The organism is Leuconostoc garlicum, assembly GCF_001998805.1.
Classification (GTDB): Bacteria; Bacillota; Bacilli; order Lactobacillales; family Lactobacillaceae; genus Leuconostoc; species Leuconostoc lactis.
In genome coordinates this window covers 1,629,565-1,644,041 of record NZ_CP016329.1, presented here as the reverse complement: position 1 = coordinate 1,644,041, position 14,477 = coordinate 1,629,565, and the positions used below count along the sequence as shown (strand labels likewise).

The window sequence follows — 14,477 nt, the reverse complement described above, 5'->3', positions numbered from 1 at the left end:
ATGGATTTTATAAACTTAGCAATGAACGAATTGGATTAGTCAGCGACAGAACCGTTGTATTTTCCTGCAATATTTAAAAAATTCAAAAATTCTTGATTAAATAACAAAACATCAGGTGATGCCATCCGGTAAAGCTTGCCATCTTGGATCCAAATAATCTCGTCATATCTTTTAAGTAATGCCATATCAAACTTATGCGTGATATAAAGCAATGTCAAATCATCATGATTTAATAGATTGTTCTCAACGTCATGGGCCAAGCTTGAATTGAGACCAGACAAGCTTTCATCGAGCACAAGCAGCGGTTTTTGTTGATACAATCCTCTGGCGATGGCGATGGCGATACGTTGTCGTTCGCCGCCTGAATAATTCGTACCATTACTGGTGATCTGATTGGCTAACTGGGTGCCATTTGTTAAAAACTGTTTCGCGCCACTGTCTAGAAGTACTTTTCTAATTTATCGTTATCAACTTTTTTGTACATCACAATATTTTGTTCAACGGTCATGTTAAAAAGATAAGGGGATTGATTCACATAAGCCACAATATCAAACATTTGGTCGTTGGCGTTGACGACTTGATCGTCAACGCTGATTTCCCCGTCGAAATTAGTGATAAACCCTGCCAATACATTGGCTAACGTTGGTTTTCCTGAACCACTTGGGCCAATGATCAGATATTTCTTATTTTTGATGAGCGACAAAGAGATATCATTAAGAATTGTTTTGTCGTTAAGGTTGACCGAGATATGGTTTAACGTAATACGTTCGTTAAAGACGCGTTTTGGTAGGTCGCTTTGGTGATCATCCTGACCTTTGGATAGGTTTTCAATTTTTTGCACAATGGGCTTGGTGCTTTTCATTTGAGGAATTAGCTGAAAAATGCCAATCAATGGATAGACTAGCGTGTTCATCGTTTGCACCATCGTTAACATGATACCAATAGAAATGGCGCCTTGCATGATGAACCAAATCGCCGTCAGGACTGCGGCGTACTGAACAACTAGGCCAAGCGTGGCTGAGGTGGCATAATTCGACATAATCCATTGGCCTGATGAGATGCGAGATTGTGTATATTTTTGATTTGTGCGCTGAAAATCTTTTAAAAAATAAGGTAATGTTTGCGTCGCTTTGACGGTTGCAAAACCATTCAAAATATCCGTCACGGATTCGGTCAAATTTTCTGATTTTTCGGAAAGGGCTAATTGCTTTTCCTGCAATTTTTTACTCATCAGCGTAGGAATCAAGAACACAAGTGCTGAACCCAAAATGATAATCAAGAATACCGTTGGTTGATAATATAAAATGACTGCTGAAGAAATGATAACGACGATGATTTGAGAAATTAAATCGAAAAAGGGTTCAATTAAGTTGATTTCAATTAATTCAACATCGTTGAGTAAATTAGACGTATAAGAACTGACTTTATTCTGACCAAATTCAGACACTTGGTTAGCCGTGATGCGAGCCATGGTTTTTCCCGAATACCGTACATGATTTTGCCCACAAATTTAACCATCAGTGTTTGATTGATGACATCAAACACATAGCGGAGTAAGACCACCGTAATCCCAGCAACAATCATCATAAAAAACAACGTGGTATCTTTATGATGAGAACGTTCGACAATATAGCCATAATAGGCCGCACTGACCACACTGGCCAGGGCATATAAAGCAGATGTTAGACTAACGATTAGGATGCTCCACCAATTTTTTGCTATGATTTCTGTCATACTTGATTTGCTCCCGTCATGCTAAGACATATACTTGAATCGTTTTTCTATTACTGATGTTAAAAATGATGAATTTCTTATTTGGTTATCATGTCACTGTAAATTAATATACCATAACTATGAATTTAATGTATATTTAATGCAATGTTAATCAATTTGGTTCATAAGTCTAAAAAATAGGCAAACAAAAACCCCTTAACCTTGCTCGGTGCTAAGGGGTTGTATTTATCATAATCGTCAACAATCACACCAACGTTAAAGGGTTATGATTGGTTATCTTGATTAACGTAGCGCATGATGGGTTTGCCGGAGATGCTGGTATTGATAGACGCTTTCTAGGACAAAGACGGCAATACCGGCCCAAATAAAGACAAACACCACGATTTTATGCCAGCTTAAAGGTTCGTGTAATACGAAAACGGCGACTAGGAGTTGCATGGTTGGATTTAAATATTGAATAAAGCCAAGCGTCATAAATTGCGTATTTTTGGTGGCAACGGCAAAGAGGGCGAGTGGCACAACAGTCACGGCACCACTGGCAATAATCAAACCGGTTACTGTTGGCCCGTTTTGTGTGAGGATATGGGGCGACAAAAGTAAATAAATGGCGGCAAATGGCGCCACACATAGGGTTTCTAATGCGAGTGAAATTGTTGCTGGCAGTGGCACTTGTTTTTTAATCAAGCTGTAGAGGCAAAAAGAGGCCGCCATCAGTAACGTCGACAATGGCAACGCGCCAGTTTGCTTAGTCAACAGTACGACGCCAATCACAACCAGGAGTAAGGCGATCATTTTAGCTGGCGATAACCGCTCGTGCAAGAACAATACCGCAATGGCCACATTCATCAAGGGCATCATGTAGTAACCAAGACTCGCTTCGGTTGCTTGATTATGTGTCACCATATAAATGTAAATATACCAGTTGACGGTAATCAGTAGACCACTCAGCATGATCCAAAGAATTTTTCGGTTTTGTGTGAGGGTGACAATGGTTTGCCAGACAGTCCGCCAACTATTTTGAAAAAGCAGCACCACGAAAATGGTCACCAAGGACCAAACAATGCGGTAAGCTAAGGTATCGAGTGCCGGAACGGCATGGAGTAATTCCCAAAAGATACCCAGAACGCCCCAAAATACGTAGGCCAGTAAGCCTGAAGTCACACCAACTCGTGTATTGCCCATCTATTTTTCTCCTGTCAAATTAAAAAGTTATGATTATCATATCATGGTTGAATTAAAAAAATGATAAAACTGTCATTTTTATGCAAAAAAATAAATCCAATCGACTGACTGGATTTATTTAACGAGATAGACGTGATCATGGATGTTGTCAAAACTATGATGATGTTGATTGAGTAGCGGTGGCACTGTTAACTGGGCAGTTGCCCAAAATGCAGGAGAATTGGTTGCTTGCATTTTCTCCCCAATGATAATGAAATCACCAGCAAAATGTGCTTGACGTAATGCCTGTAAGACGGCCAAATCACTGTTATCCGTGTCGGGTGCCCAGCTCATAATTACCACCGCATGGGGATAAATACGCAAGGCTTGGTCAGCAGCGCAAGGTATCACAGTTGTCCAAGGATCAGGACGTTGATTATCTTGGCCTGACCAGACAAAGTTGTCGGTCGCGACCACATCATCACCCCGCGCGCGTAACCCATGCGAAATCACGCCATTACCAGCCATTATCTCCAGTACTGGACGTCCGGCAACGAAGTCGTGCAAGTCATCCAACCAGCGGTTGTTGGGCAAATGCCAAATCCCATAAGTCGTAATTAACGCCTGACGAAAGTCAGCTAGTAGGGTTTCTAATGCCATTAATGCTGGCTGGTTGACGAGTTGGTGGACACTAAAACTGAGTGCTGGTAACGGGTCATCGGGTAATTGTCGTTGGGCTAAGCCTAGATAGGTGGCGAGTGCCGCGTTAATTTTGCGTTGTGCGACAGGGTGATCAGCGAATTGTTGCTGAAACTGTTGGAGTTGTTTAAACATCGTCAGTGACATCACGACGGTTATTCGGGTGACGCTTTGAGAGGGTTTCAACATGATAACGCTTGCCGTTAAAGACAAAATCAACGCCACCACCATGTTTTAACTGGTAGCGCATACGCCAAAAAGTCATTAGCGCAACAACGCCACAGATGGCTAAAACCAACAAAACAATTAAGAAAATAGCTGCCACAAAAATCAGAATGGCTGGGACAGCCACACCAATTACGGCAAGTGAGACAGGGATAGCGACTACGAGGCCTAATATCACGGTCACAATAGCGCCAATAACTTCAAATATTTTTCGCATCTTAACGACCTTTCCGAGAATAATGGCATTAGGCCAACGCTTCAAGTTGTTGTTGGAGCGCCAAAGGGGTCATGTGATTGCCCAAGTGCGGCCCAAAGGTTTGCACTAAGTTCGCCACTGAGAAGTCCGTTACCAGTTGCATTTCGTGGGTGAGCATATCGTCAATAGCAATTGCCGCTTCTTGGCGTTGCAACATCGTTTGCGCTAATTTTTGATCCGCAATCACAGCCGCCAGCGTATCATCCGTGACCCGATTGTGCAAGAAATCATCTGTATTGAGGCCAACTTGTTGCGCTGTGGCAACTGACAGGGCTTCTGAATAAGGTAGATTTTGGTTTGTCACACGTTGTTGGATTTGCACCAAAAAGTTGCGGGCTTTTTTGTTACCTTCGATTTGGGCTGCTTTATAATCACACACCACGTGGAAAATTGTATCGGCTAGCGAAGTGGGTTGGTCCGTTAAAACTGCGCGGTGCGTCGCATATTCGGTAACTGTATCGGGGTTGATCAACGGAATGAACCGTAGACGGGTGCGCGTGGCGAGACCAGGGGTAATATAAAGTAAGCGTTCTTCAGTTTTTAAACAGGTTGGTGAAAATGGGTTGGAAAAATGATAAATATCAAGCATGTGATGCCTCCGTATCAAGATAGTGAGACTTAAAATGAGCTATTGTCCAGAGAGTTATTTTACCCGCAAAACACGTCCTTGTCGACTGATACGCTCAAAACCAAACAAGATCTGTGTTAAAATAAAATGTGAGGGCAATCAACAATTTCAGCCACACTTATTTCATGATCATGACCTTAAATGATAATTAAATGAGTTGCTGTATTTGAATAAGGGACAACGACGTCTGCCTGAATGATAATTATGTTGAGAAAGAGGTGTCATTATGAATTGGGACCAATTCTTCGTGCCATATGAGCAGACAGTGACAGAATTAAAAGTAAAGCTGCGTGGGTTACGCGAACAGTACGAACAAGATGGGAAAAATTCACCCATCGAATTCGTGACTGGTCGGGTAAAATCACGGGCATCTATTGAAGAAAAAATTGTACGACGCCACTTGGACGAATCACGTTTAGCGCTTGATTTACAAGATATTGCCGGCGTCCGCGTGATGACAAAATATGTGGAAGATGTGTACCGCGTTGTTGAATTACTGCGGGAACGCTCTGATTTTCAAATTTTAGAAGAACGTGATTATGTGATGAATGCGAAGCCGTCTGGTTATCGCTCATATCATATTGTGATTGAATATCCAGTTCAGATGTATCATGGTGAGAAAAAAGTGTTAGCCGAAATTCAAGTTCGCACGATTGCCATGAATGTCTGGGCAACGATTGAACATGATTTGCGTTATAAGCATGGCAACGAACTCCCAGCTGATTTGGCAGAACAACTAACCTTGTTAGCGGATGAAAATTTTGAATGGGATCAACGTGTCAGTGAAATTCGGGCAGCAGAATGAAAATAGCAATTTTTAACAATCATGACGCCAGTTCACAAACGATTACCCAAGCGTTAATCGTTGCGCTGGAAAGAGCGGGACTAACCATTGATCATGAACGACCAGACGTCGTCGTGTCGGTAGGTGGTGATGGGACGTTTCTAGGGGCGTTTCAACATTACGTCGATCAAATTGATACGGTGCGTTTTGTTGGCTTGCATACTGGCCACTTGGGGTTTTATACGGACTGGTTGCGAACGGAACTACCGCAGTTGGTCGCAAGTCTCCAACATGATAATAATGAACGGGTCAGCTATCCCTTACTGGAAATGACGGCTGTTTATGACAGTGGGGAACAGTATCGTTTTTTGGCGTTAAATGAAGCGGTCATTAAGCAACCCATGGGGACGCTGGTGGCCGATATTTATCTTGGTGATCAATTATTTGAACGGTTTCGTGGCGATGGGATTGCGGTTGCAACACCGTCTGGGTCAACAGCCTATAACAAGGCCAATGGTGGGGCAGTGCTACATCCCAGTATTCCGGCCATTCAAATGTCGGAAATTGCTTCCATTAACAACCGCGTATTCCGAACACTAGGTTCACCACTGATTGTGCCAGATGGTCAAGAAATTGTGATGCGACCAAAAAGTGATCATTTTTTGGTGATGTATGACCAGTCTGATATCAAGGGTCAAAACATCGCCGAATTACGTTTCCGCGTGGCGGATAAAAAAATTCATTTTGCTGCTTATCGGCATGTGGATTTTTGGCAGCGCGTGAAACGTGCGTTTATTAGTGACATCAGTTAATTAAATGAGAGGAAATGTTTGACACGTTTTGTGTGTCAAACGTGGCATAAACATGCAATTTACATGGACCTATTCAGGGACTGAACAGCGCAAAGTGCGCACATTTTTACAAGCACACGGTGTGTCGCACCGGATGTTTAGCCAAATGAAACACAATGGTGGGGCGATTTTAAAAAATGGCCAACCGGTGTACACATCGGATTATTTAGATGATGGCGATGAAGTGACCATCGTGATGCCAACGGAAAAAAGTAATGATTTGGTGGTGCCGGATTACAAGCCGTTAAACATCATTTTTGAAAATGAACATTGGCTCGTTGTTGATAAGCCCTATGGGGTGACGACTGTGCCTGGCCATGCTGACCGGTTGCACACGTTGGTCAACCAAGTCAAGGGGCATCTAGAAGAAACAAACGCCGAAGATTTGGTGCCACACGTCGTCACACGACTTGATCGCGACACGTCAGGGATTGTGTTGTTGGCTAAGCATCGCTTTGCGCATGCCGTTTTGGATCAACAACTGCAAGAGCATACGGTGGAAAAGTTCTACCTAGCCTACACCAGTGGCATTTTGACAGAGGATCATGGTGATATCAATGCGCCAATTGGTCGCGTTGAGGGTGATTTTATTAAGCGTGAAGTCCGTGATGATGGAAAGCCATCGCGGACAGAATACTGGGTTGAACGCCGCTATGATGAAGATGGCGATAATCCGATGACGCGTGTGCGCGTGCAATTGCATACTGGTCGGACACATCAAATTCGCGTTCATTTCCAAAATATTGGGTATCCTTTAGTTGGCGATGATCTCTATGGTGGGCCACTTTGGCATGGCTTGGGACGACAAGCCTTGCATGCTTACCATATGAAGTTTTATGATCCTTTTATTGAGGATTACCGTGAGTTTAATACGAAGTTACCAGAAGATTTAAAAGGGCTACGCGATTTGGCATAATCTGATCGCGTTTTTGTTTGATAATTGCTGGTGACAAGTCAAGATAGGTGGGTGATAACATGGCAGAACAAACTGAACAATTAGATGAAACAATTCAACTCCTATCTGACTTGTTACAGTCAGGGCAAGACAGTGAGTTCATTGAGAGCTTTGAAGCGTTGCACGATTTTGAAATGGCGCAGGTTTATGCCGAATTACCAGAACAATTTCGTGCAGTGGCGTGGCGTTTATTACCAACAGATGTTTTGGCCGCGGTATTTGATAATTTAGATGTCGATGAAGTGGACATTGCTGGCTTGTTAGCAGAAATGCCGCCACAACGAGGCGCACAAATTTTACAAGAAATGTATACCGATAACGCGGTTGATTTATTGCAAGAAATGCCGTCAGGACAAATTGCCACGTATCTCAGTCTTATGCCAAAGGCCGATGCTGATTCGGTTCGTAAGCTGATCAACTATGATGATCAAACGGCCGGCTCACTGATGTCGACGGAATATTTGGCGGTCAAAGAGGATTTGAAAGTCGGCGAAGTCATGCGGTTGGTTAAAAAACAAGCGCTTGAGGCCGAGTCCATTAGCTACGTTTACGTATTAGACCAACAAGGGTTACTGGTTGGAGTTATTTCACTGCGTGATTTGTTGACGCATCCAGATGACATGCCCGTTTCAGAAATCACCAATGATCGCATTATTAGCGTGCGGGCCGGTGATGACCAGCAAGAAGTTGCGCAAATTGTGGCTGATTATAATTTCTTGTCAATTCCCGTTACGGATGATAAGAATCATTTATTGGGTGTGATTACTGTCGATGATATCGTGGATGTTATTGATGAAGAAGCAGTTGAAGATTATTCTGGTTTGGCTGCCGTGAACGTGAGTCAAATTAATGATTCACCTTGGCATTCAGCGGTGAAGCGCATTCCGTGGTTGATTGCTTTGTTGCTGTTGGGGATGCTAACGGCGACGGTAATTGGCTCATTTGACGGTTTGGTACGACAAGTGGCCATTTTGGCCGCGTTTATTTCCCTGATTACGGGAACTGCTGGTAATGCCGGCACCCAGTCCTTGGCCTTGGCTGTGCGCCGGATTGCCGTCGGCAGTGAAAATAGTGGCTTGCGTGACTTTCTGAGTGAAGTGATTGCAGGCTTGATTGTTGGGTTGGCAACAGGGATGTCAGTGTTCGCGATTGTCACTTTTTGGAAGCACAATATGATTCTCGGCTTTGCCGTGGGGGTGGCGATGACCATGGCCATCATGGTAGCGAATTTGGCCGGCTATCTTATTCCTTTGTTGATTGACAAATTGGGATTTGACCCAGCGGTCGCCAGTGGCCCGTTTATTACCACACTATCTGATTTAACGTCCGTGTTGATTTATTTCAATGTGGCACAACTCTTTTTGGTACATCTTGCTGGTGGCTAATCTTGTTGTGACGTGATTGATTGTGTATACTATTGAATTAATAAGGCAAGGAGAAAAATAATGCCAACGCGTAGCGACATGCATCAAAGACACCAAAATGGTGGGAAACAACCGAAAAAAAGACATTGGGTACGACGTATCTTGATCACAGTTGTCTTATTATTGCTGTTATCCGGCGTTGCGGTTGGGGCTTTGGCCTATTACAAAATGAACCGAACGGTCACTAAAATGCAAGCACCGTCAAAAATGACTAAAAAAGCGGATCAATTAATCGATGATAAGAAGCCAATGTCTTATCTGTTGCTTGGAACCGATACTGGTGATTTGGGTCGTGATTACAAGGGACGTACTGACACGATGATTGTGATGACGGTGAACCCTAAGACCAACACGACAACAATGACGTCAATTGCCCGTGACACGTTGGTGACAGTCAATGGTCAACAAATGAAGCTCAATGCCGCCTATGCCTACGGCAATGCAGATTCAGCCATTGAAGCTGTTCAAAATTTACTCGATATTAAAATTAATGGCGGCTATATTTTGATTAACATGGGTGGCTTGGTCAAGATGGTCGATGCCGTTGGTGGCGTGGATGTCACGTCACCAATCACCTTTACAACTGAAGGCGATGATACCCAAGCTAACGCAGCTAAGCAATACAGCTTCACAGCCGGTCAAACATATCACATGGATGGAAATGAAGCTTTGGCCTTCTCACGGATGCGACACGAAGATCCTAACGGGGACTATGGCCGTCAAATGCGGCAACAGTTGATTATTCGGGCAGTCTTGAAGAAGGCGACGAATGTTGGGACATTGTTTAATGATACATTGTTAAATACAGTATCAAATAACGTACAAACAGACATGTCAACACATGCCATGCAAAAATTAGCGATGGATTATCGTGGTGCCTTTGCGAATGTCAAGCAAGACCAATTGCATGGCACAACACGAAATATGGGCGCCCTTGGTGCTGTTGAAATCATGAGTCCAACGGAAATCACGCGTATTCATGACGAAATTACCGCCCAAATGGCAGAATAATCGTATTAAACAGGTTGCATAACCTGTTTTTTTGTGCAATAAAATACACAAATTCACGCAATATACACACTTTTAATGTATATAAACGAATTTATGTTGAATAAATAAACGTCTCGCGGTAGTATTAATGCATAGATAAACACGGAGGTCGAGCACATGACAGAAACATTGGTATTAGCCTATTCAGGCGGATTGGATACTTCGGTGGCCATTCCTTGGTTGAAAGAAAAAGGGTATGACGTCATCGCCGTTGTCTTAAATGTTGGACAACATGGTAAAGACATGGACATGATTCAAGCTAAAGCCCTCAAGGTTGGGGCAAGCCAATCGATTGTGATTGATGCCCAAGCGGAATTTGCAACGGACTATGTTGCGCCAGTGATTAAAGCTAACATGTTGTATGAAGGCGAGTATCCTTTGGTTTCAGCCTTGTCTCGGCCCTTGATTATTAAAAAGTTAGTTGATATTGCCCATGAAAACAATGCAGTAGCCATTGCGCATGGCTCAACGGGACATGGAAACGATCAAGTTCGTTTTGAAGCCGCGATTCATGCACTAGATCCGGACATGAAAATTGAAGCCCCGATCCGTGACTTCCAGTGGTCACGAGAAGAAGAAATCGCTTATGCCAATGCACATGGCGTGCCAGTGCCGATTGTGTTGGATTCGCCTTACTCAATTGATGAAAATCTCTGGGGACGTGCTATTGAAGCCGGTATTTTAGAAAACCCCTGGCATCAAGCGCCTGAAGAAGCGTATGCGTTGACCAACGCAATTGAAAATACACCTGATACGCCAGCGTTTGTGGACGTGACTTTTGAACAAGGGGTACCAGTCGCCCTTGATGGCGTGGCCTTGCCGTTGGCTGATCTCATTAATCAGCTTAACGAATTAGCGGGGGCACATGGGATTGGCCGAATTGATCACATTGAAAACCGCTTGGTGGGGATCAAATCACGTGAAATTTATGAAGCGCCAGCTGCTGCCGTGTTGATGACGGCGCATAAAGATTTGGAAGATTTGACGCTGGAACGTGACGTGGCGCATTTCAAGCCAATCATCGAGCAACAACTAGCTAATTTGGTATATGAGGCCAAGTGGGTCTCACCATTATTTGACAGTTTAATGGCCTTTATTGATGACACCCAAAAGAACGTTAATGGGATCGTGAAAATGAAGTTGTTTAAGGGAAATGCCATTGCGGTGGCGCGTCAATCGGCACATAACTCACTTTATGATGAAGACCTGGCCACGTATACCAGTGCCTCATCCTTTGACCAAGAAGCAGCGGTTGGCTTTATCAAGCTATGGACATTGAGTAACACGGTTTACGAACAAGTCAACCACGTCCACAGCCAAAAGCCAGTTAAACAAGTCGAAGTCTAAAAATAGTGGCTTTGCCACTGTACATAGCTTAAGGAAAGGAAAGATGAGTGGTGTTCACCACGCATCAACAAAGTCACATGACAACGAAATTATGGGGTGGTCGTTTTACCGAAAATGCTGCGGCCTGGGTCGATGCCTTCGGTGCATCAATTACATTTGACCAAGCAATGGCCGCTGAAGATATTGAAGGCTCAATTGCGCATGCAACGATGCTAGGTCGCCAAGGGATTATTTCTGACACAGATGCGGCCCAAATCGTGGCCGGTCTCAAGGCATTACAGCAAGAACTGGCTGCGGGTGAGTTAGCCTTTGATGTGCAACATGAAGATATTCATATGAATATTGAAGCGTTACTGACAGCCAAAATTGGCCCAGTAGCGGGGAAATTACACACTGCCCGCTCACGAAACGATCAAGTCGCTACTGATTTTCATTTATGGGTGAAACACCGTTTGCCGCAAGTCATGGCGGCGATTACCGAACTCCAACAAACATTATTGACGTTAGCCAGCACACATGCGGGCACCATTATGTCAGGTTATACACATTTACAACATGCACAACCAATTACCTATGGGCACTATTTATTAGCCTATGTCGAGATGTTTCAGCGAGACTATGAACGTTTTGAATTTAATCAAAAGCATACGGATATCTTGCCACTTGGGGCAGCAGCCTTGGCAGGGACAACCTTTCCAATTGATCGTGAATTTGTCGCAGCTGAACTCGGCTTTGCGGATATTTATCATAATTCGTTAGATGCTGTTTCCGATCGTGACTTTGCCGTTGAATTTTTGGCAAATGCCTCCCTGTTAATGATGCATTTGTCACGGATGGCAGAAGAATTGATCCTATGGTCAACCTATGAATTTAACTATATTGAACTCTCAGATGACTTCTCAACCGGCTCATCAATTATGCCACAAAAAAAGAACGCCGATTTTGCCGAATTAGTCCGTGGTAAGACAGGGCGCACTTATGGCGCATTGATGGGCTTATTGACAACCATGAAGGCCTTGCCATTGGCGTATAACAAAGACATGCAAGAAGATAAGGCCCAGGTCTTTGACGTCATGGACACGGTAATTGCTGCCACTAAAATATTTACTGGCATGCTCAGTGGTTTAACGGTGCATGAAGAACGCATGTTGGCCAGCACTCAAGATGATTTTTCTAATGCGACCGAATTGGCTGATTACTTGGCAACCAAAGGTGTCCCATTCCGTGAAGCGCATGCGATTGTCGGCCAATTGGTGTTGTTAGGGATTCAAACGGCAACACCATTGCAAGCGATGCCATTGGCAACGTTACAAGCAGCCGCACAAGAGATTGAAGATGATATTTATCAAGTCTTGCAATCCGAGACAGCGGTCAATCGCCGGACCTCGCTTGGTGGTACAGCAGTGGCCAATGTTAAAAAAGAAATTGCACGGCATCAAAAGCAACTGGAGGCACGGGGATGATATCACATTTTCAGGGTAAATCCTTTTTAAAAGAAGTAGATTTCTCAAAATCAGAATTAGAGACACTGATTCAATTAGCTGCACATTTCAAATATTTAAAGCAGCAACATATTCCCCATCCTTACTTACAGGGTAAAAACATTGCGCTCCTGTTTGAAAAAACGTCAACCCGAACCCGTTCAAGTTTTACCGTGGCGGCTAATGACTTGGGCGCACACGCCGAGTTTTTAGGAGCGCAGGATATCCAATTTGGCAAGAAGGAATCCTTGGCAGATACAGCAAAAGTCTTGGGCCGTATGTACGATGGGATTGAATATCGTGGCGCTTCACGACAGGTGGTCGAAGATCTGGCGAAAGATGCTGGTGTGCCTGTATGGAACGGACTAACTGATGACTGGCACCCCACGCAAATGCTGGCGGACTTTCTAACGATTCAAGAAAATTTTGGGACGCTGTCAGGGATCACACTGGCCTATCTTGGGGATGGGCGTAACAATGTGGCACATTCACTTTTGGTCACGGGCGCTATTTTAGGGGTGAATGTGCATATTGTCGCGCCTGAAGCGCTGCAACCAGCAGCAGAAATCCAAGCGTTAGCAGCCGAAAAAGCCCAGGTTTCGGGGGCACAACTCTTGATTACTGATGATATTGCTGCTGGGGTGGCGGGGGTTGACGTGTTATACACGGATGTTTGGGCCTCGATGGGGGAAGAAGCAAGCTTTGCAACACGTATCGAGCTGCTTGCACCTTACCAAATTAATCAGACATTAGTTGATTTAACGGGCAATGATCAAGTGATTGTGTTGCATGACTTACCAGCTTTTCATGATCTGGAAACAACCATGGCGCAGAAAATTTATGCTGAGTTTGGCCTGACGGAGATGGAAATTACTGATGAGGTTTTCCATGCGCCGTATGCGCGCCAATTTGACCAAGCAGAAAATCGGTTACATACGATTAAAGCGGTGATGGCTGCCACGTTAGGGCATTTATTTTTACCGGAACCCAAATAAAAAAACACCGTGTTATGTGGTGTACCCAAAAAGTTAAAGTAAAATATTTTAGCTAATCAAGCGGCCAGTTGTCGGTATTCTACCGGTGAGTGGCCGTTTAATTTTGTTTGGATGCGTGTGTTGTTGTAATATAGTATCCAATTATTGACGGCATCTATCAACGCTTTAGCTGATGAATACTTGTTTAGTGGCCCGATTTCAACTTTAAGCTTATTAAAGAAGCTTTCCATAACCGCATTGTCTAGAGCAGTCGCACGACGCGACATGCTTTGGATAATGCGGTTTTTCTTTAGTGTTTTACGCCATGTTCTATGGCGATATTGCCAGCCTTGATCAGTGTGAATTGTTGTACGATACGAAAGTTTTGGCAATTGCGCTACGAGCTGATTAAGCGGTTGTAAGGTAAAGGCGAGATCTGGACGCGTGCTAATGGCATAGGTAAGAATCTCATTGTTATACATATCAAGAATCGGTTCTAAATAGACCTTTTCACCAGTCGCTGAAATCTTAAATTCAGTAACATCGCTAGCTAATTTTTGTAATGGCCGATTAGTCTTGAAACGACGGTGAAGCTTGTTCTTCACACGTTTTCCTTCAGGTCCTTTGGATGAATCATACTGACGTGATTGCTTATTGTAGCCAACACCCTTTAGCCCCATTTCATGCATTAGCCGTTGTACTTTCTTGTGATTTACCGCTTTAAACGCTGGTTGTTGACGTAACTTTAAATACACTCTTCGCACACCGTAGTGATTATCAGCTTCCCAGATTGTCCTAATAGCCGCACGAAGGGGTGCATCAGGGTCATCATTTTTAAACTGTCGTTTCCAGTAATGCACTGTACTTTCTGCGATTGGCAGAACCTTTAGGATAGCCACCAATTTAAA

The 14,477-nt window shown here is 43.8% G+C and carries 16 protein-coding genes; 8 read left to right on the top strand and 8 right to left on the bottom strand.

What is annotated here, in order from left to right:
- Nucleotides 1-35 precede the first annotated feature (35 nt).
- The 7 genes from A9176_RS08945 to A9176_RS08290 form a co-directional block, all read right to left on the bottom strand.
- A complete protein-coding gene (locus A9176_RS08945) occupies nucleotides 36-458 on the bottom strand; it encodes an ATP-binding cassette domain-containing protein (protein WP_077283171.1) in 423 nt (140 codons plus the stop codon).
- Nucleotides 440-1,471 carry an ABC transporter transmembrane domain-containing protein gene (locus tag A9176_RS08310; protein WP_077283169.1) on the bottom strand — a complete coding sequence of 344 codons (1,032 nt, stop codon included), beginning with the start codon at nucleotides 1,469-1,471 and terminating at the stop codon, nucleotides 440-442. The genes A9176_RS08945 and A9176_RS08310 overlap by 19 nt, the downstream gene beginning before the upstream one ends.
- On the bottom strand, nucleotides 1,381-1,734 hold the full coding sequence (locus tag A9176_RS08760) for a hypothetical protein (protein ID WP_157093709.1): 354 nt from the start codon (nucleotides 1,732-1,734) through the stop codon (nucleotides 1,381-1,383). The genes A9176_RS08310 and A9176_RS08760 overlap by 91 nt, the downstream gene beginning before the upstream one ends.
- Before the next feature lie 282 nt (nucleotides 1,735-2,016).
- Nucleotides 2,017-2,916 carry an EamA family transporter RarD gene (gene rarD / locus A9176_RS08305; RefSeq protein ID WP_077283167.1) on the bottom strand — a complete coding sequence of 300 codons (900 nt, stop codon included), beginning with the start codon at nucleotides 2,914-2,916 and terminating at the stop codon, nucleotides 2,017-2,019.
- 114 nt (nucleotides 2,917-3,030) lie between these two features.
- Entirely contained in the window at nucleotides 3,031-3,729 is a 699-nt protein-coding gene (locus tag A9176_RS08300) for an SAM-dependent methyltransferase (RefSeq protein WP_077283165.1), read from the bottom strand.
- Nucleotides 3,722-4,036, bottom strand: a complete 315-nt coding sequence (locus A9176_RS08295) for a hypothetical protein (protein ID WP_077283163.1) — start codon at nucleotides 4,034-4,036, stop codon at nucleotides 3,722-3,724. Before A9176_RS08295 ends, A9176_RS08300 begins: the two co-directional genes overlap by 8 nt.
- 28 nt (nucleotides 4,037-4,064) lie before the next feature.
- The gene (locus A9176_RS08290) at nucleotides 4,065-4,664 is read right to left on the bottom strand and encodes a DsbA family protein (protein ID WP_029509707.1); all 600 of its coding nucleotides are present in this window, start codon (nucleotides 4,662-4,664) and stop codon (nucleotides 4,065-4,067) included.
- Between the two features lie 265 nt (nucleotides 4,665-4,929).
- Here A9176_RS08290 and A9176_RS08285 point away from each other — a divergent pair, with 265 nt between their 5' ends.
- The 8 genes from A9176_RS08285 (at nucleotide 4,930) to argF (ending at nucleotide 13,590) form a co-directional block, all read left to right on the top strand.
- Nucleotides 4,930-5,508, top strand: a complete 579-nt coding sequence (locus A9176_RS08285; RefSeq protein ID WP_010000552.1) for a GTP pyrophosphokinase — start codon at nucleotides 4,930-4,932, stop codon at nucleotides 5,506-5,508.
- On the top strand, nucleotides 5,505-6,299 hold the full coding sequence (locus tag A9176_RS08280) for an NAD kinase (RefSeq protein ID WP_077283161.1): 795 nt from the start codon (nucleotides 5,505-5,507) through the stop codon (nucleotides 6,297-6,299). The genes A9176_RS08285 and A9176_RS08280 overlap by 4 nt, the downstream gene beginning before the upstream one ends.
- A gap of 52 nt (nucleotides 6,300-6,351) precedes the next feature.
- Nucleotides 6,352-7,254 (top strand): RluA family pseudouridine synthase, encoded by a 903-nt coding sequence (locus A9176_RS08275; RefSeq protein WP_077283159.1) that lies wholly within the window; start codon nucleotides 6,352-6,354, stop codon nucleotides 7,252-7,254.
- Between the two features lie 59 nt (nucleotides 7,255-7,313).
- Nucleotides 7,314-8,678, top strand: coding sequence for a magnesium transporter (gene mgtE, locus A9176_RS08270; RefSeq protein ID WP_077283157.1), 1,365 nt, complete (start codon nucleotides 7,314-7,316; stop codon nucleotides 8,676-8,678).
- 60 nt (nucleotides 8,679-8,738) lie between these two features.
- The gene (locus A9176_RS08265) at nucleotides 8,739-9,728 is read left to right on the top strand and encodes an LCP family protein (protein ID WP_077283155.1); all 990 of its coding nucleotides are present in this window, start codon (nucleotides 8,739-8,741) and stop codon (nucleotides 9,726-9,728) included.
- Between the two features lie 156 nt (nucleotides 9,729-9,884).
- The gene (locus A9176_RS08260) at nucleotides 9,885-11,114 is read left to right on the top strand and encodes an argininosuccinate synthase (RefSeq protein WP_077283153.1); all 1,230 of its coding nucleotides are present in this window, start codon (nucleotides 9,885-9,887) and stop codon (nucleotides 11,112-11,114) included.
- Nucleotides 11,115-11,191: 77 nt separating this feature from the next.
- Nucleotides 11,192-12,577: an argininosuccinate lyase gene (gene argH, locus A9176_RS08255; RefSeq protein WP_077283289.1), complete on the top strand. Its 1,386-nt coding sequence runs from the start codon at nucleotides 11,192-11,194 to the stop codon at nucleotides 12,575-12,577.
- Nucleotides 12,574-13,590, top strand: a complete 1,017-nt coding sequence (gene argF, locus A9176_RS08250; RefSeq protein WP_077283151.1) for an ornithine carbamoyltransferase — start codon at nucleotides 12,574-12,576, stop codon at nucleotides 13,588-13,590. The genes argH and argF overlap by 4 nt, the downstream gene beginning before the upstream one ends.
- Nucleotides 13,591-13,646: 56 nt before the next feature.
- Here argF and A9176_RS08245 read toward each other — a convergent pair whose 3' ends face one another.
- A complete protein-coding gene (locus tag A9176_RS08245; RefSeq protein WP_242943223.1) occupies nucleotides 13,647-14,468 on the bottom strand; it encodes an IS3 family transposase in 822 nt (273 codons plus the stop codon).
- Nucleotides 14,469-14,477 lie beyond the last annotated feature (9 nt).